A 24,155-nucleotide genomic window follows, 5' to 3' on the forward strand; every position below is an offset into this window, starting at 1 on the left:
AGCGCGGCAGAATACCGCGCTCTCCTTACCGAACTCTTTGAGAAGCTCACAGCTCAGCTTAGTTTCGCGGCCTCTTGGATCGACAATCATCTCGACGACTATCTTCAAAAGTTATGCTAGGTACTACAGGCGGAGGAGGATGTCAAGGGAGGCCGATCACTCGACAGGGTCCGGGAGAAACGGCGTCGGATCGTCATGGACGAACCGGACTGCGTCGTCGTTCAATCGACGGCAGAATAGGCGCACGGCCCCCGCCTCTCTGATCGATTCGAGTTTCTCCGCCGCCTGACTCGGATCGTAGTACGCGGGGACGAAGACAGCCGTTTCGCTCTCGGGCGCGATTTCGACGACCAGCACGTAGACCAGTTCGTTTCCCTCTGCCCGGAACACCTCGACGTCTCGAAATTGTCGGTCGTCGACAAGCGACTCTAGCTCCTCGAACTCCGAGCCGGGGAGGACGACGTCAAGGCCGGTCCGACGGTCCGAGTCGACCAAGACTGAATCGCCGGGATGGAGTTCGAGCGCTGTCCACCCGCGCTCTCGGTACTTCGTCGCAGTCGCTTCCATGTCCTCGATGACGGCGGACCATCCATTTTCCGCCTGTACGTTCGTGGGCACGTCGCCGCCTGCGGGTTCGTTCATACCAGCAGACGCTGGGGTAGCCGTATAAATGATTTCACTGTCCCCAAGATATATCTCCGTGAGGCTCACTACCGCCGGTAGTGACCGATCTGCTCTCGCTTTCCGCGCTCCAAACTGAGTTCAGAACCGAACGAGGCGCGGTCAAGGCCGTTGACGGTATTGACCTCTCGATTGAGCACGGAGAGACCGTCGGCCTCGTGGGTGAGTCGGGTTCCGGAAAGAGTGTCACCGCTCTCTCTGCGATGGACCTCGTCGACGACCCCGGCGACATCGTCGGTGGCCGGATCACCCTTGAGGATCCGGCGCTCGCAGCCTCCCTCCTCGACGAGTTCGACGATGCGTACGTTCCGTACCCGTCCGGGCTGATCGATGCGATCGCGGCTGTGAGCAGCGGGCTTCGCGCCGGACGGCGCGTTCCCGACACCCCTGCTGAGCTTCGCGGAATGGTCGATGACATCGTCGCCGAAGAGGACCCAAACGACCTTACGAGCCACCTCAGAACTGCCGCAGAGCGTCTCAAAACCGACGCCGACCCGAAGACCGTCGGTGACGACCTTGAGGCCGCACTCGCTGACGCCGTCGACGGCTTCGTGTTCCTCGATGCCGACGCCCGAGAGCGGATCCGCGCCGGCGCGAAGCCGACCGACGTTGATATCGACGAAGGAATCATCGACGTGACGGCAGCCCCCGAGGCGGCCGTCCGCCGGATCCGCGGCGGCGAGATGGGGATGATCTTCCAAGACCCGATGACCTCTCTCAACCCGGCGGTCACCGTCGGCGAGCAGATCGCCGAGTCCCTGCGGCTCCACCGGTACGGCGGTCAAAAACACGACTCGTGGCTCAATGGGGTCCGCGAAATTCTCCCGAAACTCGGAGGTCGAGAGGGTGAAGAAGAGGTGATGGACGAAGTTGTCAGGATGCTTCAGGCGGTCGGCATTCCGGAAGCGAAACAGCGCTTGGAAGACTATCCACACGAGTTCTCCGGAGGGATGCGCCAGCGCGTGCTCGTCGCTATCGCCCTAGCCTGCCGGCCGAACCTCCTCATCGCCGACGAACCGACGACCGCACTCGACGTGACGATTCAGGCGCAGATCCTCGATCTGATCGACGACCTACAGGAAGAGTTCGGGATGTCAGTCTTGATGATCACCCACGACCTCGGCGTCGTGGCCGAAACCTGTGACCGCGTGGCCGTAATGTACGCCGGCGAGATTGTCGAGGAAGGCCCCGTAGAAGAGATCTTCTCCAGTCCCAGCCATCCCTACACCTACACGCTGCTCGAATCGATCCCCACCGAAGAAAAAGAGCGACTGACACCGATTGAGGGAAACGTCCCTGACCTGATCAGCATGCCCGACGGGTGCCATTTCGCGCCGCGCTGTCCCTGGGCCGAGCCCCAGTGCCGCGAGGGGGAGATTCCATATCTCCAGCACGGCCCGGACGATGTCGACCACCGGTCGAAATGCGTCCACGACGAGTTTGATAAAGATATGTACGGGACCGACGAACCCGCCGCTGGTTCCAGATCTGCCATCGGCGACCCGCTTGTCGAGGTCCGCGAGATGCGGAAGTACTACCAACAGGAGGATGGCGCGCTCGACCGGATGTTCGGCGGGGGTGACTCGAGCGTCAGGGCCGTCGACGGGATCGATCTCGACGTCCACGAGCGGGAGACGCTGGGACTCGTCGGCGAGTCCGGTTGCGGGAAGTCCACAGCGGGACAAGCGATCCTCCACCTGGACCCGCCAACCGACGGGAGGGTCGTGTTCGCTGGTGAGGACCTCGGATCGCTCTCGAAATCGGATCTCCGTAAGCGCCGGAAAGACATGCAGATGGTGTTCCAAGATCCGATGTCGAGCCTCGACCCGCGGATGACAGCCGGCCAGACGATCATGGAACCGCTGAAGATTCACGGCCTCGCCGAGGGACGCCACCGCGAGCGCGTCTTCGAGCTGATGGACGCGGTCGGGTTAGAGCGCGGCCAGTTCGGCCGATACCCACACGAGCTTTCCGGCGGTCAGCGTCAGCGGGTCGGCATCGCGCGATCCCTAGCGGTGGATCCCGACTTCATCGTCGCCGACGAGCCGGTGTCGGCACTCGATGTGTCCGTTCAGGCGCAGATCATTAACCTGCTGGAGGACCTCCAAGAGGAGTTCGGGCTCACCTTCCTGTTCATCGCCCACGACCTGAGCGTCGTCCGCCACATCTCCGACCGGGTGGCGGTGATGTACCTTGGTGAGATAGTTGAGGTCGCCGAGACGGACGAACTGTTCGAGACGCCGAAACACCCATACACCAGAGCGCTCCTGTCCGCGATCCCGGAGCCCGACCCCCTCGCCGACACAGACGATCGAACGATCCTCAAAGGGGATGTTCCGTCACCGATCAACCCACCCTCCGGCTGTCGGTTCCGCACCCGCTGTCCATCGGTCATCCCGCCGGAAAACCTAGACATCAACCAGGAGCGCTATCGCGAGGTAATGTTCTACCGACAGCGATTAGAAGCGAGAGACATCGACCTCGATGCCATCGAGTCGGAGGTCCGAATCGAAGACGAGCCGGCGCGGACCGCCGTCGCCGACGGCGGCGAACATCCGACGCTTTTCAAGTACTTCTTCGACGGTCCGCTCTCGGGGGAGGCGCGAGCGGTCGTGGCCGAGTCCTTCGAACAGATCAAACACGACCGGTGGGACCAGGCAGAGGCCACACTCCGCGGGACGTTCGAGAGCGTCTGTGAACGAGACAACCCCGAACTCGGTGAGAGCGGTCATCCCGCTGCGTGCCACCTATACGACGAGTGACCTGTTGACAAGTGACTACAGGACCACTCAGCCGGAGCTTATGACGCGCTTTTGTCCTGTCGCTCCACCAGAATTATTTACCTAGCTCATATATGCCCATGTATGTGTCCTGATACCACAGGTACGTCACGACGCAGCTTCTTACAACGAGCGGGCGGCGCGACGGTAGCGACGGCATCGGTCGCCTCTCTTGCCGGGTGTGGCGGCGACGGTGGCGACGGTGGCGGCGGCGGCGACGGCGGCGACGGTAGCGACGGCGGCGACGGCAACAGCGGCGACGACACGACCTCGCTCCGCTACGGCCGCGGTGCTCACTCCAGTACCCTCGACCCGCAGAACACGACCAGCGGTGAGGTCGCGAAGGTCACCAATCAGGCGTACGAGGGGCTGATCGCCTTCCAACCGGGCGAAGCGTCGCTCGTCGAGTCGCTCGCCACCGACTGGTCGCTTGACGGCGACTCGGTGACGCTCACGCTACGAGAGGGGGTGAGCTTCCACGACGGGTCGGAGTTCACCGCCGACGACTTCATCGCCACGTACCGACGGTTTGTCGACGACGACTACGAGTACCACTTCGCGGACTCCTCCGTTTATGGGCCGTTCACCCTCGGCAACTGGATCGACAGTATCGAGGCCCCGGGCGACTACGAACTCTCGATCACGCTGACCCAGACGTACGCGCCGTTCCTCCGCAACCTCGCGATGTTCGCGGCCGTCGTCATCTCGCAGGACGCGATCGAGGGCGACACGAACCTCGGAGAGGAGATGGTCGGAACCGGTCCGTTCCAGCTCGAGACCCTCGACGACGCCAACAACCGCATCCGGCTCACCACCTTCGACGACTACTGGGGCGAGGCCCCGAACGTCGACCGGGTGCTATTCCTCACCCGCGGGCAGAACTCCACGCGTGCGCAGGCGCTCGTCGAGGAAGAGCTCGACATCATCGACGGGCTCGACCCTGACAGCATGCAGATCGTCGACGGGTCAGACACCGCGGAAACCCGAACGGCGACGGGGATCAACATCGGTTACATGGCGTTCAACCTCTCGCGGGTTGAAGCGTTCCGCGACCGCCGAGTCCGCCGCGCGATCAGCTACGCCATCGACACCCAGGCGATCGTCGAGAACATCTACTCCGGGATCGCCACGCAGGCCGACCAGCCGATCCCGCCCGCGCTGTTCGGGCACAACGACGACATCAGCCCCTACGAGTACGACCCCGAACAGGCGCAGAGCCTCCTCGATGAGGCCGGCTACGGCGACGGTTTCTCGTTCTCGCTGACGACTTTCCAGAACCCCCGCGGGTACAACCCGGCGCCGCTGCCGACCGCGCAAACGATCCGTTCGAACCTCGCCGAGGTCGGTATCGAGGTGTCGATCGATGACCGGCAGTTCTCCGACTACCTCACGTACACCAGCCAGGGGAGCCACGACGCGACGCTTGCCGGTTGGTACACCGACAACGCAGACCCCGACAACTTTTGTTACGTCCTCCTCCACCCGCAGACCGACGTGCCGGAGGGGCAGGACTGGGTCTCCTGGGACACCGAGGGGTTCAACACCTCGAACAACGCCGCGTGGGCTAACAGCGAGTACATGAGCGTCGTCGAAGAAGCCCAGCGGACCACGAATCAAGAAGACCGCGCCGAGCTGTATCAAGAGGCCGCCCAGATCGCGCACGACGAGGCGCCGTGGGTGTTCCTCGACTACGCCGACGAGGTCCGCGGCGTGTCCAACAGCGTGAATAACTACAGCGTCGCCGCGATCGGCGGGCCGTTCCTCGAACAGGTCGAGCTCGAGTAACTAGCGCCGAACGCAGACTTTTTGACCGTCCCACGCGCCCATTTCTCTGAATGGTCTCCAAACGCTTCGTCTTCAAACGGCTGCTCATGCTGTTCCCCGTGCTGTTCGGGGTCGCGACGGTGGTCTTCGCTATTCTCCACCTCTCGCCGGGCGATCCCGCCGTGGTCATCGCCGGCGACCGAGCGAGCCAGGAGTTCGTCAATCAGGTCCGCTCGGACTTGGGGCTCGACGACCCGCTCTGGCAGCAGTACGTTCGCTTCCTCGGCGAGGTGGCGACGTTCGACTTCGGCCAGTCTTATCAGGTGAACCGAGGCGCGGCGGTGAGCCAGATCCTCGCGGATCGCCTCCCGATCACGATCGAACTCGCGTTGCTCGGACAGTTCGCCGGCCTCCTGTTCGGGCTCCCGCTGGGTATTCTCAGCGCGGTCAAACAGGACACGTGGACTGATCATCTCACACGCATTGGCGCGCTGAGCGGGATCAGCGTCCCGATCTACTGGAGCGGTCCGCTGCTCATCCTGCTCTTCGCGCAGTTCCTCGGGCTTCTCCCGACCAGCGGTCGAATCGGCTCCGAGTACTTCGTCGAACCGGTCACGGGGCTTATTCTCGTCGACACGCTATTGGCGGGGAACGTCGCAGCGTTCCAGTCCGCGGTCGTTCACCTCCTCTTGCCGGTGGTGGTGCTCGGGATCTATCAGATGGCGCTGCTCTCGCGGATGATGCGCTCGTCGATGGTCGAGGTGATCCGCCAAGACTACATGCGAACCGCGCGCGCGAAGGGACAGGGCTCGAAGATCACCGTCATGAAACACGGCCTCCGCAACGCTTTTATTCCCGTCATCACCGTAGTTGGCATCCAGTTCGGATCGCTGCTCGGCGGCGCGGTGCTCACGGAGACTGTCTTCGAGATCAACGGCATCGGTACGCTGCTCGTCGACGCGATCAACCGTAGCGACTACCCCGTCGTCCAGGGTACCGTCCTCGTCTTCGCCGTATTGTACACGCTCGTTAACTTGGGCGTTGACCTCACCTACTCGGTCCTTGATCCACGTATCGAACAATGAGTACAGAGACACAGACCGGCGCCGTCGACCGAAGCATCGTCGAGCGGCTGCGCGCAAGCCCGTTCCTCTCGCAGCTCTCCTCGAACCGACTCGCGATCACCGGGATCATCATCATCGTGAGCGTCGTCCTGATCGCGGTCTACGCGCGGATCACCTACGACCTCAGCGAGCTCATGGCGACCCAGTTCGGGACGAATCCCGCTGAATCCCCGCCCAGCTCGGAGTACCTCTTCGGCACGGACGGGCAGGCCCGCGACATCTTCCCACGCGTGATGTACGGGGCCTGGTACGCGGTCCTCTACGGAACGGTCACCGTCGTCGCGTCGACGTTCCTCGGGGTGAGTCTGGGGATCGTCGCCGCGTACTACGGTGATCTGACCGACAACGTCATCATGCGGACGATGGACGTCCTGCTGTCGTTCCCGTCGCTACTCTTAGCGCTCGCGCTCGTCACCATCTTCCCGGAGGAGCTGGGCCTGTGGCGGGCCGTCGGGGCGCTGACGCTCGTCTACACGCCCCGGTTCGCCCGCGTCGTCCGCGGGGCCGCGCTGAAGGTGCTCGAAGACGAGTACACCGACGCCACGCGGGCGCTGGGCGCGACGGACCCGCGGCTGCTCGTTCGTCACGTCCTCCCGAACTGCCTCGCGCCGATAACGGTCCAGTCGACACTCAATTACGGGCTCGCGATCATCGACATCGCCGCGCTGTCGTTCCTTGGCTTCGGTGCCAGTCCAGGGGAACCGACGTGGGGCATGATGCTTTCGAACGGTGTCGAGTTCGGGCTGTTCTCCGGGGCGTGGTGGTGGTCCTTCTTCCCCGGCCTGCTGCTCGCGCTGACGGTGCTCGGATTCAACCTCCTCGGTGACGGGATGCGCGACGCGCTCGACCCCCGGATGCGAGAGACCGTTGACTGACCGCGACGGACGGCCGTCTGGACGGACGGTCGCGTGGTGGGTCGGCATCGGCAGCTTCCTCGGGCTCGTCGTCGCGGGCACGCTCTTCCCGTTCGTCGAGGCGCGGCGAGCGACCGATACCTCGTTCGCACTCGGGGTGTTGCTGTTCGGCTTCGGCGTCGCGACGTGGGGCGGCGCGGTCGGGTTCGGCGACTCGATGTCGGCGGTTCAAAGCCATCTCGGAGGCGAATCCGCGTGGAGCCGCGAGGGCGCGCGACAGGCGTTCGCCGTGTTGACTTGGGTCGGCGCGGGCTGGGCGGGGACTGCAGTCGGGGCGTCGATACTGCTTGTCGGCGTGTAAACGAGGCCCACTCCGATAACCCGTCCACCCTTGGGGGCGGCTATGAATGCTGTGTTGACTCGGTGGAAACGCTGCTACTCTATTAGAGAGTTAAACCGGGGATCTCCTGTGCGCGGAGTCGGCCCATCCGACCGCTGCCGGAGACACGTGGATAAGTTATTTACCTGATGCGCGTTACCACTGTATCAAGTCCAATTGTAGTAGACCAACAATATTTGTACACATGCCACGAGAAACACTAGTCCTCGTCGGGCGGAACGAGGTGCGTTCGGTCGCGGAGCAGCACGCCGATCGGTTACGACAGGCTGGTCTCGTCGACACGGTCACGACTGCGACGTACGAGGTAGAGCCGGAATCGGAGCTCAGAGAGGGTCTATCGGACGTTCGTGGTGATCGAGTCTACGCGGTTCCGCTGTGTTTCGCACACACCCACGAGACGCTGAAAGACGTTCCCAGAGCGTTGAACCGGCTTTCCGGAGAGGTGCGATACTGCGACCCGATTGGGAGGCGTCAAGCGGTGACCGAAGCGATTCGGAGCCAAGCCGAAGCGGCGAGCGACGCCGACGCTCTCTTGCTCGTCGCCCTCGGGAACAGCCGCGACGACCACGCGCAGACCGTCGCCGCATCCCATGCGGCCCGTCTGCGCGCGGAGTTCGACGAGGTCCGAACCGCGTATCTCCTCCAGAGTCCGGCCGTCGAGTGCGCGCGGTACACGCTCGATGCCGACCACGCGGTGGCGTGTCCGCTGTTCGTCGGAAATGGTGAGGCGACCCGAGACCGGATTCCCGAACAGCTCGAGTTACATCGGGGCGGGATCGACTACGCCGACCCATTCGGGGCGGACGACGTCGTCGCCGATGCGATCGCCGTCGCGGTCGAGCGCGCCCGCGCAAACTCCAAGCTCTCGACGCCGAGTCCCGACCTCGTTGCCGACGCTGAACCCGTGGCTACCGACGGGAGCGGACGAAACTAACTCGCTTCCCCTCTTTGCTCTCGTCAACAACCCCACCCTACTTCGCTCACCCTGATGGGTTCGCTCGTTGGGAGAGGGGCTTGTCCGTGAGCTCAGCCTCAAACCTGTCCGGGTAGGCGGTGAATCCGCCACTTGGCGTCACCGTTCCAGACTTGAGGGCGAGTTGACTGTCGCCCGTCCGCCGAGACGACTGTTGGCCCCGGCGGACATACCGCATCCCGATGTTCTTCGCCACGTTGTAGTCTGCGTTCGTTTCCAACTCACACTTCACGCACCGGAAATTGGTGCGAGTCGAGCGATTCTCGTCTGCCGTGAATCCACACTCGGCGCACCGCTTTGACGTGTGTGCCGACCCGACTTGCTTCACTGAGATCCCTTCCGTTTCAGCCTTGTACTCCACTTGCTCGTACAGTGTTCGGAACGCCCACCTGTGACCCCACGAGGCCCCCGTGCGGTCGCGGATGTGGGTTAGGTTCTCGAAGGCTATCACGTCGCACTTATACCGAAGTGCTTCGTCTACGATAGCGTTCGACGCTCGGTGAAGTACGTCGCGGACGTAGCGAAGTTCTCGGCCGCTCGATTGTTCGAGCGTCCGATGGGCACTCCTCGTCCCAGTCTGTTGGAGTCCGGCGCGTACCTTCTCGAACTCGCGGAGATCGTGGGTTAACTCCCGCCCGCTGAAGAAGGAGGCGGTGCTTGTGACGGCGAGGTTTTCGATGCCGAGGTCAACCCCGAGGACCGTCCCGTCCTCGGCGGTGTTCCGTTCTGTGTCCGTCTTGGGTCGGCGGAAGCCGATATGTAAGAGGTAATCGCCGTCACGGACGGTGAGCGTGCTTTCCATGACGCTCCAGTTGTCGGAGTCGAGGTACTGCCGTTGGTAGCCATTGTCGGCGTCGGGGAGGGCGAGGTCGCACCGGACGCGACTCTCTGTGGTGGAGAGCGACACCGTATCATCATCAAATACCGTCATGGTCCGGGTGTCGTATTTCACCGTGGGTGCGGTGAAGGTGGGCTTACTCACCTTCTTGTCTTTCGCCTTCCGTTCGATACAGCCGGTGATGGCTTTGGCGGCTTGGTGGGTGGCGAGAATCGCGTGCTGACTTCCGAGGTCGGTGCATTCGCGCACGTCGTTGTATGCGAGGGGCTGTACGTCGCTTTTCGCGTTGTATTTGCCCCACGCCATGTCCGTGGCGAGTTGGCATCCACGCTTCCACTCGGAGATGGTCTCTTCGAGAAGGTCGCGTTGCTCGTCCGTTACCTCAAGACAAGTGATTGCCGTCCGATGTACGTAGTCGTCTCCCACGTCTTCAATGTAATCAATAGGCTACTCATAAATTGGTGTTTGCGACCAACACAAACGCGCTCTTCCCCTCCCTACTCGATCCCTCCGGTCGATTCTTGAGGAAGGGGACTCCGCGTTACCGCTTCAGTTGAAACTGGCTAGGGCCGACCGCGAGCCGGCCCGGTTCCGTCGGTTCGTTTTGCTACCGCCGAACGACCAGCACGGATAGGTCGGAGAACGGCGAATCGCCCGGTTTGTCACCGCCCGCGTGCCCGGCGAGACCGCGAAGAGTCGTTCGGGTGATGCGTTCGTCGTCGTGGGTGAGTCGCTCGCAGACGAGCGCCTCCGCGTCCGGGTCGCCGCCGTGTTCAAGCAGGTCAGCGGCGACATCGCCGGGCATCCGGTCGAAGGGACGGGGCAACACGAGCAGGTGACGCTTCCCGACGTCGCGGCGCAGCCGGTCCATGCCCTCGGAGAGGTCGCCGCTCTTGTGGAGCGTGACGAAGGTCGCGTTCTCCATCGGCGTGCGCGCCCGACTGGCCGCGACCTGTAGCGAGGAAATCCCCGGGACGACGCGCACGTCGACCGAGCCGCCGGTCGCGTCGTCGACCGCTCTCCCGACCTTCCCGACGAACTGGTAGCCGGAGTGGTTCGGATCGCCCATCAGGACCGCAGTGCCCCGCTCCCCGCCGGCCACGCGATCGGCGAACGTCGCCAGCGCGTCCGCCTCGTCGCGATACCCGCACGTCAGACACTCCGCGTCGGTGCGATCGCGGACGAACTCGACGACCGTCTCGAACCCGACGACGACGTCTGCCTCCCGGATCGCGCGCTCGCTCCTCGGCACGAGGTAGTCTGGGTTTCCGGGCCCGATTCCGACGGCGTGGACGGTCATCACCGACTCGGTCACCCCGTCCTCTGGACGGTCCGCGGCGTACGCCGCCGGGTCCGGGCCGGAATCGAGGTCGTACTCGTCCGTCACGGGCTCTCCTCTCGAAGTGCGTCGAGCGTCGTCTCGCCGTTTCGGACGTCGCTGGCGGCGTGGACGAGCTCGTTCGTAAGCCCGGCGGCCACCCCGGACCCGCCGCGTCGACCGACGTTCGTGACCGCGGCGACGCCGTGTTCCGCTGCCACCTCGCGGACTCGCTCCCGGCTCTCGGCGGCCTTCACGAACCCGACCGGCGTCGCGACGACGACCGCCGGCCGCGTCCCCTGTTCGATGCAGTCGGCGAGCGCGAGCGCAGCGGTCGGCGCGTTGCCGACGACGGCTATCGCGTCGTCGTAGACGCCGCGTTCGTCGAGTTCGAGCACGCTCGCCGCGGTCCGGGTCATCCCGGTCTCCGCCGCGAGTTCCGCGCCGTTCCCGATCGCCTTCCTGACTTCGCAGTCGTGGCCGCGTCCCGTGATTCCCGACTTGACCATCGTGATGTCGGTCACGATCGGTCGCTCGTCGAGCACGGCCTCCGCGCCGACTGCGACCGGGTCGTTCGCGAACCGCATCAGGTGCGCGAATTCGGGGTCGCCGGTGGCGTGGACGGCCTTCGCACGTAGGCGGTCTGTCGGCGTCTCCTGTGGGACTAACTCGTGGACGCGGTCCATGCTCGTCTCGGCGATTTCCATCGCATCCTCGGTCGTCGCGCCGAGGTCGGCGTAGGCGGCGGTCCCGTCGCCGCCCCCCTCCGCTCCGCCATCAGTCGTCATCGGCGGTCACCTCCGTCGGGTCGCGCGAGGCGCGCTCCTCAATGTCGCCGTCGACGCTGAGGTTGCGGTCCCGAAGTTCATCGACCGTCTCGGCGTCGGCGTCCCAGAGCCCGCGCTCGATCACCTCTAAGAGCGTGTCCGTGATCGACTCCAGCGCCCACGGGTTGACGTCCCGCATCCAGTCGGCCCGGTCGTCGTCGAGGGCGTACTTCTCGGCGACGTCCCGCCAGAGGCGGTCGGAGACGACGCCGGTCGTCGCGTCCCACCCGAGCGCCACGTCGACCGTCTTCGAGAGGTCGCCGGCGCCTTTGTAGCCGTGATCCTCCATCGAGTCGAGCCAGTCGGGGTTGAGAACCCGCGCGCGCATGGCCTTCCGGACTTTCTCCTCGTTCGTGTAGACATCGACGTTGTCGGGGTCAGAGGAGTCGCCCACGTACGACGCCGGTTCCTCGCCGGCCACCTCGGTGACGGCGGTGATGAACCCGCCGTGGAACGCGTACCAGTCCGAGGAGTCGAACTCGTCCTGCTCCATCGTGTCCTCGATCTTCACCGTCGCCTCGACGTTGCCGAGCCGACGCTCGAACGCGTCGTGTGCCGCGGAGGCGGTGCCGCGAGAGCCGAGCGCGTAGCCGCCCCACTGGACGTACACCTCGGCTAGGTCCGCGGCGTCGTCCCAGTTCCCCTCGTCGACGGCCTTGTTGGTTCCCGCGCCGTAGCCGCCTGGACGCGTCGTGAACACGCGGTGTTTCGCGGCCGTCTCGGGATCGTCGTGGCCGTCGGCGGCGAGTTCCTCGGCCTCCTCCTCGACGTGCTTTTTCACGTAGTTCATCTCGTGCGGCTCGTCCAGGGCGACCACCGCGTCGACCGCGTCGTGGATCACGCTTGCGGCCTGCGGGAACGCGTCCCTGAACAGGCCGGAGACGCGGGTTGTGGCGTCGACGCGGGGGCGGTCTAACTCGTCGAGCGGGATCGGCTCCACGTCGTCGATCCGCCCCGCGTCGGTCCAGACTGGTTTGACCCCCATCGTCGCCAGCACCTGCGCGATCGTCTCGCCTCGGGTCCGGACGGTCGGCGTCCCCCACGCCACGACGCCGATCTCCTCGGGGTACTCGCCCTCCTCGTCGCGGTGGCGGGTGAGCGTGTCGGCGGCGATCTCGTGACCGACATCCCATGCGGCCTTGGCGGGCACCTTCCGCGGGTCGAGGGTGTAGAAGTTCCGGCCGGTGGGAAGCAGGTCGACGCCCCCGCGAGTGGGCGCCCCGGAGCCGCCCGACGGAACGTACTCGCCGGCCAGCGCGTCGGCCGTGCGCGGGATCTCCGCTTCGGCACCGCGAACGCGAGGCGCGGCTTTCTCGGCGATGAACCGGAGCGCGTCCCGGAGATCGTCGTGGGCACCCCCCTGAACGCGGGCGTCGCCAAGCGGGTCGATACCGACGATCAGCAGATTGATCGTCGTCCCGTCGTCCGCGCCGGCGTCTGATTCCGACTCGGGCACGTCGAAGTCGTGGGCGGCCAGCGTCCGGACGAGCTCCTTGCTGGTCTCGTACACCTCGTCTGCGGCCTCACTGTAGGTCATGCCCAGCGTCTCGTCGTACTCGCCCGGGGCGTCGAGCATCCGCTCGTAATCGACGCCGAGCACGCCGGCGACCGACTCGCGGAGGCTCGGTCCGCCAGGGTTCTCCAGCCGGGTGAGCGCGACGAGGTACTCCACGAGGCGGTCGTCGACCGGCGGCTCGCCCATCGTGTGAAGGCCCAGCCGGATCTGGGTGTTCTTCACGTCGGTCAGGTACGCGTGGACCCGCTCGACGAGCTCCTCGACGGAGACCTTGTCGCCCGCGACCTCGCCGTCCGCGAGCGTCGTGCCGGCCTCGTCCGGCCCGCGGACATCTGCTTGCTCGTCGACTTCGCCGGCGATCCCGAGTTCGACGGCGAGGTCGAGATCGTCGACCGTCTCGCGGATGAGGTCGCCGAGTCGGGCGCCCTCGTCGGTACGGACCTCGGTGCCGCCTGCCTCGCGGTACCGGCGGGCGAGGTCTTCCAACTCGGCCAGCTCGTCGTAGCTCCCGGCGCGACGCATCACCGGGGTTAGGTAGTCCACAACGGCAGCGTACGAGCGGCGCTTCGCCTGCGTCCCCTCGCCGGGGTTGTTCACGATGTACGGGTAGACGTTCGGGAGGTCGTCGATCAGGCCGTCCGGCGCGGAGCCGGAGCCAAGCCCGACCGTCTTGCCCGGCAGCCACTCCAGCGAGCCGTGCGTGCCGAGGTGGACGACGGCGTCGGCGTCGAACTCGTTCCGGAGCCACCCGTAGAAGGCGACGTAGTCGTGCGGGGGCCAGAGGTCGGAGTCGTGGTACACCTTCTCCGGGTCCATCCCGAACCCGCGCGGGGGTTGGACCGTGACGAGGACGTTGCCGAACTCGACGCCGGGGATCGCGAAGGGCCGATCGGGCGACTCGCCCCACTCGTCGAGGACGCCGTCGCGGAACCGGTCGCTCGCCGCGTCGAACCACTCAGCGTACTGTGCGGGCGACACGGTGTCGACGCTGCGGTCGCGCACGTCTCCCGGCGCGACCCATCGGTCGTCGAGCGTGAGCTGGCTCGTGAGCGCGTTGATGAGTTCCTCCTCGTCGGCGATCGGGGTGTCTCCCCTCTCGTCCGTGCCTTTCGACCCGAGGTCGTAGCCGCGACCGTTCAGCTCCTCTAGCAGGTTGACGGTCGATTCGGGTGAATCGAGTCCGAACGCAGTCCCGATCCCGTCGTCGCTCGGCGGGTAGTTGTGTAGCACGACCGCGACCTTCTTGTCCCTATTCGGCGTGTGCCGGAGCTTCGCCCAGTTGACCGCAAGCCGCGCAGCGTGGTCGACGCGATCTTCGATCGGGAAGTGCTGTTTGGGTGCGGAGCCGATGCCTGCGGCATCGTCAGTGCGCTCTTTCCCCGAGATCGGGTGTGTGATGACGTTCCCATCAAATTCGGGGAGCGCGACCGAGAGCGCGAGCTCGAAGCCCATCACGCCGGTATCGCTCGACTCGTACCGGGAGCGCGAGCGCATTGTGGTTACGGTTTGGATCACGGGGACACCGAGGTTGTCAAGGAACACGCTCTCCGCGTCGGCACCCTCGTCAGCGGCGTCGCGCCCGCGTTCGCTCATCGACAGTGAGAACATGAACGATGAGAGCACAGCGTCGATGACCGGGTCGTCTCCATCGTCGGTGAAATAGTGCTCGGCGGTCCACTTCGCGTCCTCTTGATTTGGCTCGTCGCTAACGGGATTACAGAACACGGGCAACACGTTCGCGCCGAGCGCTTCCAATCGGCGGAGCTGCGCGTCGACGTATCGGACGTTCTCGTGCGTCCAGTGCGACTCGTAGAACCAGACGCCGACCGTCGGCGCGTCCGAGTCAAATGTCGCGATCAGTTCATCGTAGTCTACACCGGGGTAATCAGGATGGTATACGCCCTCTGTCGGAAGTTCTATCGGGTCGTCGATCCCTCCCTCGACCGTTTCGTCGCCGTACTCCCGAGCGAGGAACCGCATCCCGTTCGCGATGTTAACTGTCCCACCGTAGTCGAGGTACTCGGAGAGCGTCGCCCGGTCGGGCGAGGCGACCGTGGTGTCCTGCAGCGCGAAGGCGTCGCCCGTCGCTTTCACCACGAGCGGCACCCCGGCGTCTCGGAGCTCATCGACCGCGAACTCGTATGCCGGCATGCTGTCTTGCCCGCCGTGGAGCCAGAGGACGACCGCGGTCGCGTCTCTGAGCTCGTCCACGAACGACGCCACGTCGCGTTGCTCGTCGAGGTCGCTGTCGGACCGAACGACGAGATCGATTCCCGTGAGCTGCTCCGCCGCCGTCTGGACCGCTCCCAGCTCGTTCTCCGTCGCCGTGTAGAGGCCGATTTTTGTCACAAGTTATTAAACCTCCTCTGTAATAACACAAGTATGGTTGATTTGGGGACAAACAAAAAAGTTTCCACCCCCCTGCCGGCGGTCGTCGGCCAAGCGGATCTCAAACGGGTTCTTCTCGCGTTAGCGGTCGAACCAGGTCTCAGCGGTGCCCTCCTCAGGGGGGAAAAGGGGACTGCCAAATCGACGTCCGTCAGGGCGCTCGCAGACCTATTACCCGAACAGACAGTCGTCGCCGATTGCCCGTACGGTTGTCCACCGACAAACGCAACCGGTACCACGGACGACTATTCCGGCAGCGACCAGTGTGCCTCGTGCCGCGATCGCGAGGATCCGCCGGTGGAAACGAGACCGGCTCCGCTCGTGACGCTCCCGCTCGGTGCGACCCGCGACCGAGTGGTCGGGACGCTCTCCGTCTCCGACGCGCTCGACGGCGACGCCGAGTTCGACCCGGGACTACTTGCCCGCGCCAACCGCGGCGTCCTCTACGTCGACGAGGTCAACCTGCTTCCGGACCATCTGATCGACGTGCTGCTGGACGCTGCCGCGATGGGAACGAACCACGTGGAGCGCGACGGTGTCAGCGTCGCCCACCCCGCCGAGTTCACGCTGATCGGGACTATGAATCCGGAGGAGGGTGAGCTTCGACCCCAGCTGCGCGACCGTTTCGACCTCTGCGTCAACGTCACGGGAAGCGACGAGATCGACGAGCGCGTCGAGATTCTGGACCGAGTCGTCGACGACGACGGCGGCCAAGACCTCCGCGCGGAGTTCGAAGCGGAGACGGCGGCCCTCCGAGAGCGCGTTCACAACGCCCGCGACCGCCGACCCGCGATTCCCGAGGAGTTCAAGCGCGACATCGCCGAGCTCTGCCGGGACGCGGACGTCGACGGCCACCGCGCCGATTTCGCCATCGCTCGGGCCGCCCGGGCGTTCGCCGCGCTCGACGGACGACCGAAGGTCATCGAGTCGGACGTGGCTGACGCCGCCGAGTACGGCTTGAGTCATCGATTACAGAGCCGTCCGTTCGAGGAGCCGGTCGACCCGGAAGAGGTGGTGGACGATCACTTCGGCGACGACACTGCCGAGGGCGACCGCGATCCGGAGGCCGACACCGACCCGCTTGGGGACGGTGACGGGACGGATACCGAGGATCCCGATCCGGACGGGAGCGACCCGGATCAAGGGTCCGGTGCCGACGGAGAGTCGGTCGGTGGGGAGAGTCGCTCAGACACGAACGGAGGAGGAAACTCCGACGACCGTGGTACCGACGGACCCGACCGCGATCGGTCCGGCGCTCCCGATGGCTCCAGATCGGAAGACGCCGACGACACCGAACGACCGCCGAGCAACGCGGCGGCTGCGGACCGCGGCGACGGAGCGGACGAGGAGGCGCCTGATTCCGACGGTGACGACGAGGCCGCACCGATCCCTCCAGGACGCGCTCGCGCGGGAGTAGCCGACGCAGCGGCACCGGAGGTCCCGTCACCCACGAGTCGCAGTGACGCGACGGGTGAGGGTGACGGCCGACACGCGGCGGCGCCGTCTCCCGAGGGTCGCGGGCCGACAGTGCGAACGGAACGCGCAGAGGAGACGGAGTCAGTTGACCCGGTATCAACCGTGCGGGCGGCCGCGCAGAACGGCCGATCGCGACCGGCCGATACCGACCTCCGACGGGCGGTTCGAGCGGACGACGCCGACACCCTCACGGTGTTCGTCACTGACGCCAGCGCGTCGATGGCCCCCGCGATGCGCGCGGCCAAGGGCGTGGCCTTAGAACTGTTACGAGACGCGTACACCGAGCGGGACGAGGTGGCGTTAGTCTCGTTCGGCGGCGACGGAGCCGAGGTACTCCTCCCGCCGACGACGAGCGTAACGCTGGCCGCGCGTCAACTGAAAGAGCTCCCGACGGCGGATCGGACGCCGCTTCCGGACGGACTGAATAAAGCCGCGACGCTTATCGAACGGAAAGGGTCGGCCGCGGCGACGGTCGTGCTCGTTTCTGACGGTCGCGCGAACGTCGCGAAGGGCAGTCCAACGGCTGCGACCCGTCAGGCGGCCGAACGGGTCGCGGAAACGGACGCGTCCGTTCTCGTCGTCGACGCGGGCGAGTCGAGGGCCGGCGTCCTCGACATCGTGTGCGAGACGACAGACGCGAGGCGGACCCCGCTCGCCGCGCTCTCAGCGGACGCGGTGCTTGGAGACGAGTAAGGTTTCTGTGGAGCGTAAGTTTTACAATCTGACTTTACTTTTTCCAAGTTGGATTTATGTCGACAAACACCGACACCGTCGCCGACCGGTTCGCAACGGCCGGGGCACAGATCGATCCGGTAACCGCGCTTACCGCTCTGGCGCTCGTCGCAGCGCTGGGCTTTACGCTCGCATTCTTACAGGAACCACTCGTCCACGAGGCGTTACACGACTTCAGACACGGGGCCGGGATCGTCTGCCACTAATGATCGATCGGCTTCGATCGGGCGTTACAGCCGGAGCCCTCGTCGGCCTGGCATACGGGCTGTTCACGTGGCTGGTCGTCTCGCCGGTCGTCCGCCACTTGGAGCACCTCGCGTCTCACGGCGGCGACCACGGACACAAGGTGGCACCCGCCGTTGGTGAAACCACCACAGCGGTTATCAGCGCCGGGGGCGGCGTCCTGTGGGGAATCCTGCTGGGTGCCGCGTTCGGCGTCGCGTACCATCTATTTGAACCGGGACTTCCCGGCGGAACACTGAAGCCGTACGTCCTCGCGGGAGCCGGATTCCTGACGGTCTCCGTCGCCCCCTGGACGGTGCTTCCGCCGGCCACGCCGGGCATGGAACCGCTGTACGGATCGTCGCTTCGCGTTCCGCTCTACCTCGGTCTGATCGTTGTTGGCGGTCTCGTCGCGGCGACAAGCATCCTCGGGTACGTCCGCACGGCCCGCACACGTGGTCGTAGTAGCGGCGTCTTCGTCGCGTTACTTCCGCTGGTAGCGCTCGGCCTTCTCTCGGTCGTCGCTCCGCCGACGCTGACCAGCGGCGGCGCTCCTACCGGGCTATCGGCCGCGTTCCGATGGCTCGTCGGCCTCTCGCAGGCCGGCCTGTGGGCGCTAATCGCCGTCGTCTTCCGCCGTTTCGACCGACGCGTCGATCGCCGTGGCACGAACGCGCCGATGGCGACAGCGAGGGGAGGCGACTGATGGAACGACGAACGGAGCAGATGCGCGAGCGCGGGGTGAGCGCGACCGTCCTCGTCTGTACCAACGACCGGACGGAACACGCCGCCTGCGCCGCCGTCGATGGCAACGGGGTCGCCGACGCTATCCGAAACTGGCTCCGCGAACGCGACCGCTACTGGTCGGAGGTCGCCGTCGCGGAGACCTCCTGTCTCGGGATGTGTAGCGAGGACGGCGTCGCTGTCGTCGTCCAACCGCACGACGAGTGGTTCGCAGAAGTAGCGGTAGACGACGTGCCGAGCCTCATGGCAGGAATGTTCGAGGCTACTGGAGACGATCCCACCGCGACGGAACCTACGACGACCGGTTGAATAGCCTGAGGGGCTAGAACGCGTCCGAATCGAGCACTCGGTGGGGGACGTTCTGATCTCGGAGCTTAGAGGTGTGGCGCGGGATCTCGTCGGTCACCGCCACCAGAAGCACGTCGAGGCCGAGCATCCCCGCCTCGGTGACGCCCTCTGCGGTTCCGAACCGAATGTCCGGAGCGACGTCGCTCTGAGAGACGAGCGCGTACGCCTCCGTTCCGGCGACCGCGACGAGTCCCTCCTCCGGGACGCGCGTCGAGACGACGTCCGAATTCGGCCGGTCAGCGTCGGTGACGGTCGGGACAGGCAGCACCGAGACGGTTCCCGCGTCGTAGTCGACGACGCCCTCGAAGTCGGCGACGCCGACGGCCTCGCCTTTTTTGCCGCTCGTGACGGTGACTGCGGTCGCGGTCCCGCCGGCGGGGTTGGCGTGTAAGATGCCGTCGCGCATCACGATTCCGACCTCGATCCCTTCGTCCACGTCGTCTAATGCGATCGCGGCATCGACTTCGACGCTCCCGAGCACATCGGAATTTACCCGTTCGAGATACGTCTCCAGATCGTCCGTCCGAGAGATGAGCCAGTCGACGCCCTCCTTCGTCACCTCGTACCGACCGCGACCCCTCTTTTCGACGTACCCCGACTCGACGAGGTCGCGGACGTAGTCGCTGACCGCCTGAGAGGTCACACCGATCGTGTCCGCGATCTCGTTCTGGCTCACGGCCGGCTGGCGGGCCGCGATCTCAACGAGTATCTGATACCGGGTCGCGCTCCGTTTGTTTTCGAGGACGTCTGGTGAGTTCTCGCCGTCGGCGTCGGCCATTACCGGACATTTTCCTGCCACAAACAAAGTCTTGTTGTCTGTTTCACAGCGTATTTGCTCTGATCGAGCCGCTCGAGGGTGCCTTTGTAAAGCCAACTTTAGTAAAAACAACCAAAATTGTTTTGTGGTGTTATTCACTTGTGTAGCGTGAATGCAGGCGACAAACCTTCCGAACGACGCGAAAGCGGGACCGACCAAGCCGGAGGTCCGGGCGGTGTTGGCGCGGAAGCTCGCGCTCGGTCGCGACGACCACTTCGTCGAGGTCGGCTCCTGTACCGGCGCTGTAACGATCGAAGCCGCCCGCCGAGCGGGGCGGGTAACGGCGCTCGAACGGAAATCGGAACGGCTTGAAGCGACCCGAGCGAACCTCGACGCCAACGAGTACGGCGCCGACGTGCGGCTCGTGAACGCCGAGGCGCCGGAAAGACTTCCCGACGACGGTGACGTGGTTTTCCTCGGGGGATCACGAAACTACGAGCGAGTTCTCGACGACGCCGTCGCCGCCGGCTACGACCGGATCGTGATGAACGTGTCTCGGCTCGAAGTCGCAGGTGAAGCGGCCCGAGCCTTCCGCGACCGCGACCTCCTCGATGAAGTGTTGTGCCTCCAGATGGCGACCGGCTACGATCTGGCAGGCGCGACGAGTTTCGACGCCGACAACCCTGTGTACATGCTCGTCGGCGAGCCGGGGTCCAGCGAAGAGCCAGGACCTAGTGAAAAGCCGGGTGATAGCGAATGACTCGGAGGGTCCGTGCCGGAGGCGTCGCATGACTCTGTACGGCGTGGGGCTCGGCCCCGGCGATCCCGACCTGATCTCCGTTCGCGGACGGGAGATCCTCGACGGGGTCGACGTGGTGTATTCTCCGGGTCGACTCTCGCGGGCGGTCGCGACCGAGCACGTCCCGGAGAGCCGGATCGGGGACCTCGATTTCCCGATGACGAGCGACGAAGAGCGGCTGCGCGAGGCGTGGAAGGAGGCCGCGGCCGAAATCGCCCCAGAAGCGCGCGCCGGCGACGCCGCGTTCGTCACGCTCGGCGACCCGAACGTGTATTCGACGTTCGGGCACCTCAGACGGACGCTCGACGCATTCCATCCCGACATCGACGTGGAGGTCGTGCCCGGGATCAGCGCGATGACGGCGTTCGCGACGGCACTCAACGTCGAGGTCGAAGCCGGCGCCGGACTCGCGCTCCGCGAGGCCGCCGGCGGACACGCGCCGACCGGGCCCGACAGGATGATCCTTTTCAAAGTGACCAACGCCCCTGAGACGGCTCGCAAGCTCGATCGGGCGGGCTACGACGTGCGGTTCGGACGGCGGCTGTTCATGGACGCGGGCGAAACGGTCATCACCGACGACGCCGAGGCGGTGGCGGACCGCGACTACTACACGCTCGCGTACGCCAAACGCCGTGGGCTGGAAACGTCGCGGGCGACCGACGAGTTCGCGGCCGACGCGGACACGAACGGTCGCGTCTCCGCGACCACCGACGTGGAGGTCGGCGATGACTGACGGTCCGGTCGATTCGCAGGCGGCCATAGACGGCGTCGGCGACCGGACGGCGGGCGAACTCGATCCCCGGGTCCACGAGTACACCCCCGGCGAAGATCAAGAGGGGATTCCGTTCATCGGTGCCGGCCCAGGCGACCCCGGGCTCCTCACCGTGCGCGGCAAGGAGCTCGTCGACGAGGCTGACCTCGTCGTCCACGCCGGGTCGTTAGTCTCCAGCGCGCTCTTGGAGGAACACTGCGCCGACGCGGAGTTGGTGAACTCCGTAGGCAAAGACCTCGAAGAGCTCATTCCGCTGATGCGGGACGCCCACGAGAGCGGTCGTACCGTCGTTAGACTCCACAGCGGCGATCCAGCGGTGTACGGCGCCGCAATCGAGCAGATCGACGCGCTGGAAAGCGAGGGCGTCCCGGCGTATATCGTCCCCGGCGTCACCTCGTCGTTCGCGGCGGCGGCGACGCTGCGCACCCAACTCACGCTGAACGGCGTCGCGAACCACGTTGCGTTCACGCGTCCACGAGGGAAGACGCTTGACGCCGAGGACGACCACGTCGCCGAATTCGTCGAGATGGGCGACGTGACGACTTGTATCTACCTCGGTACCCACGCAGTGAGTGATACGATGGACCGCCTGCTCGATCGCGACGGCGTCGACCCGGACACGCCGGTCGCGGTCGTCTATCACGCCTCGTGGGACGATGAGGACGTGATCACCGGATCGATCGCCGACATCGGCGAGAAGGTGGAGGCGGCGGGCTACCGCGCGTCCGCGATGGTCCTCATCGGCGAGGCTGCGACGGGTGAGGGGTACGAGCGGTCGTTCCTCTACGGCGATTGGGCGAACGGCGGAGCAGCCGACGCGGGGAGCGACGGATCGAATAGCGCCGGAGGCGCCGCGGAGACGACCGAAACAGAGGCAGACGACTAATGAGCACCGACAGCGACGACGGAACGAACGCGAGTAGCACCGACGCGACCGACGACTCCGGCGGCGGGCACTGTTCGACGGCGGATTCGGACGGCGAAGTGGCAGAAGAGATCGCGGTCATCAGCTTTGAGCGGAAGCTCGATACCGCCGAGGAAATCGTCGAGGAGATCGGCGACCGCTACGAGTCGATCGACGTGATCGAGTACCACGGCGACGTGTTCGCCGAGCATTGGGGCGAGTACGACTGCTTCGTCGGACTGATGGCCTCCGGGATCGCCATGCGGAAGACCGCGCCGTTGCTCGACGACAAGTGGGACGACCCCGCGATCGTCGTGATCGACGAGGAGCTTACTTGGGCGATCCCGATCACCGGCGGTCACCACGGCGCCAATCAAGTGGCAGATGACCTCGCGACGCTCGGCGCCGTGCCGGCGATGACCACCGCCTCAGAAGCAGCGGACAAACAGGGCGTCGAGAAGCAAGCGAAGGCGCTGTCCGCACACGTCGTCAACGGTGACTCCACGGTCGCGACGAACCTGGCCGTCCTCGACGACGAACTCGGCCCGGTCGAACGGCTCGACGGGCCGCGGGCAGTGCTGGTCGACGACGACGTGACGGTCCTCAAACGCAACCTCGACGATGGGGTCGTCCTCGGTACGGGCTCGGTTTCCGGTGCGGATAAAGGCCGATTCCACGATGCCTGGGACCGAGCGCTCTCCGAGGTCGATCGCGACTGGGCCGATGTCGAGTTCGTCGCCACTGGGACGCGAAAGGCCGATGAGGAAGGCCTTCTCGCCGCGGCCGCGACGCGTGACGTCGGAGTCGTCGCGTTCGACAAGGAGACCCTGCTCGAATTCGAGGGACCGACGCCGTCGAAGGCGAAAGAGCTCATCGGCTGGCCGGGCGTCGCCGAGGCGAGCGCCATCGCCGGCGGCGCCGACCACGAACTCGTTACGGAGAAGACCAGCTACGAGAACGAAGTGACCGTGGCGGTGGGGCGATGACCGGCAACGGCTCGTCTCCCGGCGGCGCGGACGAGGCGCCGGACGGCATGGGAACGCTGTACGTCGTCGGTATCGGTCCGGGACTCCCGCACGCGATGACCCAGCGGGCCCGCGACGTGATACGCCACGCCGACTGCGTCATCGCCTCGAACCTCTACCAAGAATTCCTCCGGCGGGACGGCACCATTCCGCCCGAGTCGCGGACGGAGGATGCCGCCGCCACGGACGGCGGTGCCGCGGTCGGCTCGGTCGACGACAGTACCGACCACGCCGGCTGGACGGTCGGAAACGTCGGCACCCATCCCGACGGCGAGACCGTCGAGATCGTTCGGTCCTCGATGGGCCAGCAGATCGAACTCGCCCGGGAGGCGTTCGAGCGCGTCCGAGACGGACAAGACGTGGCGCACGTCTCCGGGGGCGATCCCAACGTGTACGGGAAGTCTGATCTCGTTTATTTGATGGCCGACGAGGACGACGCCGACGACGTCCCAATCGAGATCGTGCCCGGCGTGACGGCCGCGCTCGGCGGTGCCGCGATGGTCGGCGCGCCGCTCTCGAACGACTTCTGTACGATCTCGCTGTCGGACAAGTGGCGCGGTTGGGAGGAAATCGCAGAGAAGCTTCGCGCTGCGGCGGTGTCGGACTTTTCGATCGTCCTCTACAACTGCTGGCGTGACTACGAGCGCGCGATCGAGGTGCTCCGGGAACACCGCACCGACGACGCCCTGGTCGCGATCGTCAACGACGCCGGGCGCGGCGAGGCCGGCCGTAACTTGGACGACGAGACGTACACGCTGACGACACTGGGCGAGGCGACCGACCACGACGACGAGGTCGGCGGCATGGGCACATCCCTGATCGTCGGCACCCACGAGACGGAAATCTGGGAGAACGACTACGACCAGTTCCTCGTCACCCCGCGTGGCGGGCGAGATGTCGACGACTTCTGACA

21 protein-coding genes and 1 pseudogene are annotated in these 24,155 nt (G+C 65.5%); 16 read left to right on the top strand and 6 right to left on the bottom strand.

The window, feature by feature from the left end; translation table 11 throughout:
- Positions 1 to 120: pseudogene (locus EXE52_RS14745) on the top strand (IS630 family transposase); the annotation flags it as partial.
- A 36-nt stretch (positions 121 to 156) separates the two neighbouring features.
- On the opposite strand, the gene EXE52_RS14750 reads toward EXE52_RS14745, so the two are convergent.
- Positions 157 to 642: a hypothetical protein gene (locus EXE52_RS14750; protein ID WP_137703837.1), complete on the bottom strand. Its 486-nt coding sequence runs from the start codon at positions 640 to 642 to the stop codon at positions 157 to 159.
- An 80-nt stretch (positions 643 to 722) separates the two neighbouring features.
- Here EXE52_RS14750 and EXE52_RS14755 point away from each other — a divergent pair, with 80 nt between their 5' ends.
- From EXE52_RS14755 to EXE52_RS19050, 6 genes are all read left to right on the top strand, one after another.
- A complete protein-coding gene (locus EXE52_RS14755) occupies positions 723 to 3,443 on the top strand; it encodes an ABC transporter ATP-binding protein (protein WP_137703838.1) in 2,721 nt (906 codons plus the stop codon).
- A gap of 102 nt (positions 3,444 to 3,545) precedes the next feature.
- Positions 3,546 to 5,246, top strand: a complete 1,701-nt coding sequence (locus EXE52_RS14760; RefSeq protein ID WP_049932976.1) for an ABC transporter substrate-binding protein — start codon at positions 3,546 to 3,548, stop codon at positions 5,244 to 5,246.
- A 50-nt stretch (positions 5,247 to 5,296) separates the two neighbouring features.
- Positions 5,297 to 6,310 carry an ABC transporter permease gene (locus tag EXE52_RS14765; protein ID WP_049932977.1) on the top strand — a complete coding sequence of 338 codons (1,014 nt, stop codon included), beginning with the start codon at positions 5,297 to 5,299 and terminating at the stop codon, positions 6,308 to 6,310.
- The gene (locus EXE52_RS14770; protein WP_049932978.1) at positions 6,307 to 7,224 is read left to right on the top strand and encodes an ABC transporter permease; all 918 of its coding nucleotides are present in this window, start codon (positions 6,307 to 6,309) and stop codon (positions 7,222 to 7,224) included. The genes EXE52_RS14765 and EXE52_RS14770 overlap by 4 nt, the downstream gene beginning before the upstream one ends.
- Complete coding sequence (locus EXE52_RS14775; RefSeq protein ID WP_137703839.1) at positions 7,217 to 7,564, top strand: hypothetical protein; 348 nt, start codon at positions 7,217 to 7,219, stop codon at positions 7,562 to 7,564. The genes EXE52_RS14770 and EXE52_RS14775 overlap by 8 nt, the downstream gene beginning before the upstream one ends.
- A 223-nt stretch (positions 7,565 to 7,787) precedes the next feature.
- Positions 7,788 to 8,537, top strand: coding sequence for a CbiX/SirB N-terminal domain-containing protein (locus tag EXE52_RS19050; protein WP_049932980.1), 750 nt, complete (start codon positions 7,788 to 7,790; stop codon positions 8,535 to 8,537).
- A gap of 46 nt (positions 8,538 to 8,583) precedes the next feature.
- Here the strand turns inward: EXE52_RS19050 and EXE52_RS14785 are convergent, their stop codons facing one another.
- From EXE52_RS14785 to cobN, 4 genes are all read right to left on the bottom strand, one after another.
- A complete protein-coding gene (locus EXE52_RS14785; protein ID WP_094579575.1) occupies positions 8,584 to 9,840 on the bottom strand; it encodes an RNA-guided endonuclease TnpB family protein in 1,257 nt (418 codons plus the stop codon).
- 181 nt (positions 9,841 to 10,021) lie between these two features.
- Positions 10,022 to 10,801 carry a cobalt-precorrin-7 (C(5))-methyltransferase gene (locus tag EXE52_RS14790; RefSeq protein WP_094579574.1) on the bottom strand — a complete coding sequence of 260 codons (780 nt, stop codon included), beginning with the start codon at positions 10,799 to 10,801 and terminating at the stop codon, positions 10,022 to 10,024.
- Positions 10,798 to 11,520 carry a precorrin-8X methylmutase gene (locus tag EXE52_RS14795; RefSeq protein WP_049932982.1) on the bottom strand — a complete coding sequence of 241 codons (723 nt, stop codon included), beginning with the start codon at positions 11,518 to 11,520 and terminating at the stop codon, positions 10,798 to 10,800. Before EXE52_RS14795 ends, EXE52_RS14790 begins: the two co-directional genes overlap by 4 nt.
- The gene (cobN, locus tag EXE52_RS14800; RefSeq protein ID WP_137703840.1) at positions 11,510 to 15,424 is read right to left on the bottom strand and encodes a cobaltochelatase subunit CobN; all 3,915 of its coding nucleotides are present in this window, start codon (positions 15,422 to 15,424) and stop codon (positions 11,510 to 11,512) included. The genes EXE52_RS14795 and cobN overlap by 11 nt, the downstream gene beginning before the upstream one ends.
- Positions 15,425 to 15,457: 33 nt before the next feature.
- Between cobN and EXE52_RS14805 the strand changes: the two genes are divergently transcribed.
- Genes EXE52_RS14805 through EXE52_RS14820 form a run of 4 tightly spaced genes read left to right on the top strand, consistent with a single transcriptional unit; the run spans position 15,458 to position 18,946 of the window.
- Complete coding sequence (locus EXE52_RS14805) at positions 15,458 to 17,632, top strand: VWA domain-containing protein (protein WP_089309023.1); 2,175 nt, start codon at positions 15,458 to 15,460, stop codon at positions 17,630 to 17,632.
- Positions 17,633 to 17,688: 56 nt separating this feature from the next.
- Complete coding sequence (locus tag EXE52_RS14810) at positions 17,689 to 17,877, top strand: CbtB domain-containing protein (protein WP_049932985.1); 189 nt, start codon at positions 17,689 to 17,691, stop codon at positions 17,875 to 17,877.
- On the top strand, positions 17,877 to 18,599 hold the full coding sequence (locus EXE52_RS14815) for a CbtA family protein (protein WP_049932986.1): 723 nt from the start codon (positions 17,877 to 17,879) through the stop codon (positions 18,597 to 18,599). Before EXE52_RS14810 ends, EXE52_RS14815 begins: the two co-directional genes overlap by 1 nt.
- Positions 18,599 to 18,946 carry a (2Fe-2S) ferredoxin domain-containing protein gene (locus EXE52_RS14820; RefSeq protein ID WP_049932987.1) on the top strand — a complete coding sequence of 116 codons (348 nt, stop codon included), beginning with the start codon at positions 18,599 to 18,601 and terminating at the stop codon, positions 18,944 to 18,946. Before EXE52_RS14815 ends, EXE52_RS14820 begins: the two co-directional genes overlap by 1 nt.
- 13 nt (positions 18,947 to 18,959) lie before the next feature.
- On the opposite strand, the gene EXE52_RS14825 is transcribed toward EXE52_RS14820, so the two are convergent.
- Positions 18,960 to 19,763 (bottom strand): MarR family transcriptional regulator, encoded by an 804-nt coding sequence (locus EXE52_RS14825; RefSeq protein WP_089309024.1) that lies wholly within the window; start codon positions 19,761 to 19,763, stop codon positions 18,960 to 18,962.
- 151 nt (positions 19,764 to 19,914) lie between these two features.
- Here EXE52_RS14825 and cbiT point away from each other — a divergent pair, with 151 nt between their 5' ends.
- From cbiT to EXE52_RS14850, 5 genes are read left to right on the top strand one after another with little or no spacing between them, the layout of a single operon-like run.
- Positions 19,915 to 20,502: a precorrin-6Y C5,15-methyltransferase (decarboxylating) subunit CbiT gene (gene cbiT, locus EXE52_RS14830; protein WP_094579567.1), complete on the top strand. Its 588-nt coding sequence runs from the start codon at positions 19,915 to 19,917 to the stop codon at positions 20,500 to 20,502.
- Positions 20,503 to 20,530: 28 nt separating this feature from the next.
- Positions 20,531 to 21,274 (top strand): cobalt-factor II C(20)-methyltransferase, encoded by a 744-nt coding sequence (locus tag EXE52_RS14835; protein ID WP_099288840.1) that lies wholly within the window; start codon positions 20,531 to 20,533, stop codon positions 21,272 to 21,274.
- Positions 21,267 to 22,199, top strand: a complete 933-nt coding sequence (locus tag EXE52_RS14840) for a cobalt-precorrin-4/precorrin-4 C(11)-methyltransferase (RefSeq protein ID WP_049932991.1) — start codon at positions 21,267 to 21,269, stop codon at positions 22,197 to 22,199. Before EXE52_RS14835 ends, EXE52_RS14840 begins: the two co-directional genes overlap by 8 nt.
- Positions 22,199 to 23,203, top strand: coding sequence for a cobalt-precorrin 5A hydrolase (cbiG, locus tag EXE52_RS14845; RefSeq protein ID WP_099288838.1), 1,005 nt, complete (start codon positions 22,199 to 22,201; stop codon positions 23,201 to 23,203). The genes EXE52_RS14840 and cbiG overlap by 1 nt, the downstream gene beginning before the upstream one ends.
- Complete coding sequence (locus tag EXE52_RS14850) at positions 23,200 to 24,153, top strand: precorrin-3B C(17)-methyltransferase (RefSeq protein ID WP_049932993.1); 954 nt, start codon at positions 23,200 to 23,202, stop codon at positions 24,151 to 24,153. Before cbiG ends, EXE52_RS14850 begins: the two co-directional genes overlap by 4 nt.
- Positions 24,154 to 24,155: the final 2 nt, after the last annotated feature.

Origin of the sequence: Halorubrum sp. CGM4_25_10-8A, assembly GCF_005435025.1 — an archaeon.
Classification (GTDB): domain Archaea; phylum Halobacteriota; class Halobacteria; order Halobacteriales; family Haloferacaceae; genus Halorubrum; species Halorubrum ezzemoulense.

Bases quoted from the DNA above. Each gene is read 5' to 3' on its own strand.
- EXE52_RS14840 (WP_049932991.1), top strand. From the start codon at position 21,267: ATGACTGACGGTCCGGTCGATTCGCAGGCGGCCATAGACGGCGTCGGC.
- EXE52_RS14805 (WP_089309023.1), top strand. From the start codon at position 15,458: ATGGTTGATTTGGGGACAAACAAAAAAGTTTCCACCCCCCTGCCGGCG.
- EXE52_RS14765 (WP_049932977.1), top strand. From the start codon at position 5,297: ATGGTCTCCAAACGCTTCGTCTTCAAACGGCTGCTCATGCTGTTCCCC.
- EXE52_RS14825 (WP_089309024.1), bottom strand. From the start codon at position 19,763: ATGGCCGACGCCGACGGCGAGAACTCACCAGACGTCCTCGAAAACAAA.
- EXE52_RS14760 (WP_049932976.1), top strand. From the start codon at position 3,546: ATGTGTCCTGATACCACAGGTACGTCACGACGCAGCTTCTTACAACGA.
- cbiG (WP_099288838.1), top strand. From the start codon at position 22,199: ATGAGCACCGACAGCGACGACGGAACGAACGCGAGTAGCACCGACGCG.
- EXE52_RS14770 (WP_049932978.1), top strand. From the start codon at position 6,307: ATGAGTACAGAGACACAGACCGGCGCCGTCGACCGAAGCATCGTCGAG.
- EXE52_RS14835 (WP_099288840.1), top strand. From the start codon at position 20,531: ATGACTCTGTACGGCGTGGGGCTCGGCCCCGGCGATCCCGACCTGATC.
- EXE52_RS14750 (WP_137703837.1), bottom strand. From the start codon at position 642: ATGAACGAACCCGCAGGCGGCGACGTGCCCACGAACGTACAGGCGGAA.
- EXE52_RS14795 (WP_049932982.1), bottom strand. From the start codon at position 11,520: ATGACGACTGATGGCGGAGCGGAGGGGGGCGGCGACGGGACCGCCGCC.
- EXE52_RS19050 (WP_049932980.1), top strand. From the start codon at position 7,788: ATGCCACGAGAAACACTAGTCCTCGTCGGGCGGAACGAGGTGCGTTCG.
- EXE52_RS14850 (WP_049932993.1), top strand. From the start codon at position 23,200: ATGACCGGCAACGGCTCGTCTCCCGGCGGCGCGGACGAGGCGCCGGAC.
- EXE52_RS14820 (WP_049932987.1), top strand. From the start codon at position 18,599: ATGGAACGACGAACGGAGCAGATGCGCGAGCGCGGGGTGAGCGCGACC.
- EXE52_RS14810 (WP_049932985.1), top strand. From the start codon at position 17,689: ATGTCGACAAACACCGACACCGTCGCCGACCGGTTCGCAACGGCCGGG.
- EXE52_RS14815 (WP_049932986.1), top strand. From the start codon at position 17,877: ATGATCGATCGGCTTCGATCGGGCGTTACAGCCGGAGCCCTCGTCGGC.
- cbiT (WP_094579567.1), top strand. From the start codon at position 19,915: ATGCAGGCGACAAACCTTCCGAACGACGCGAAAGCGGGACCGACCAAG.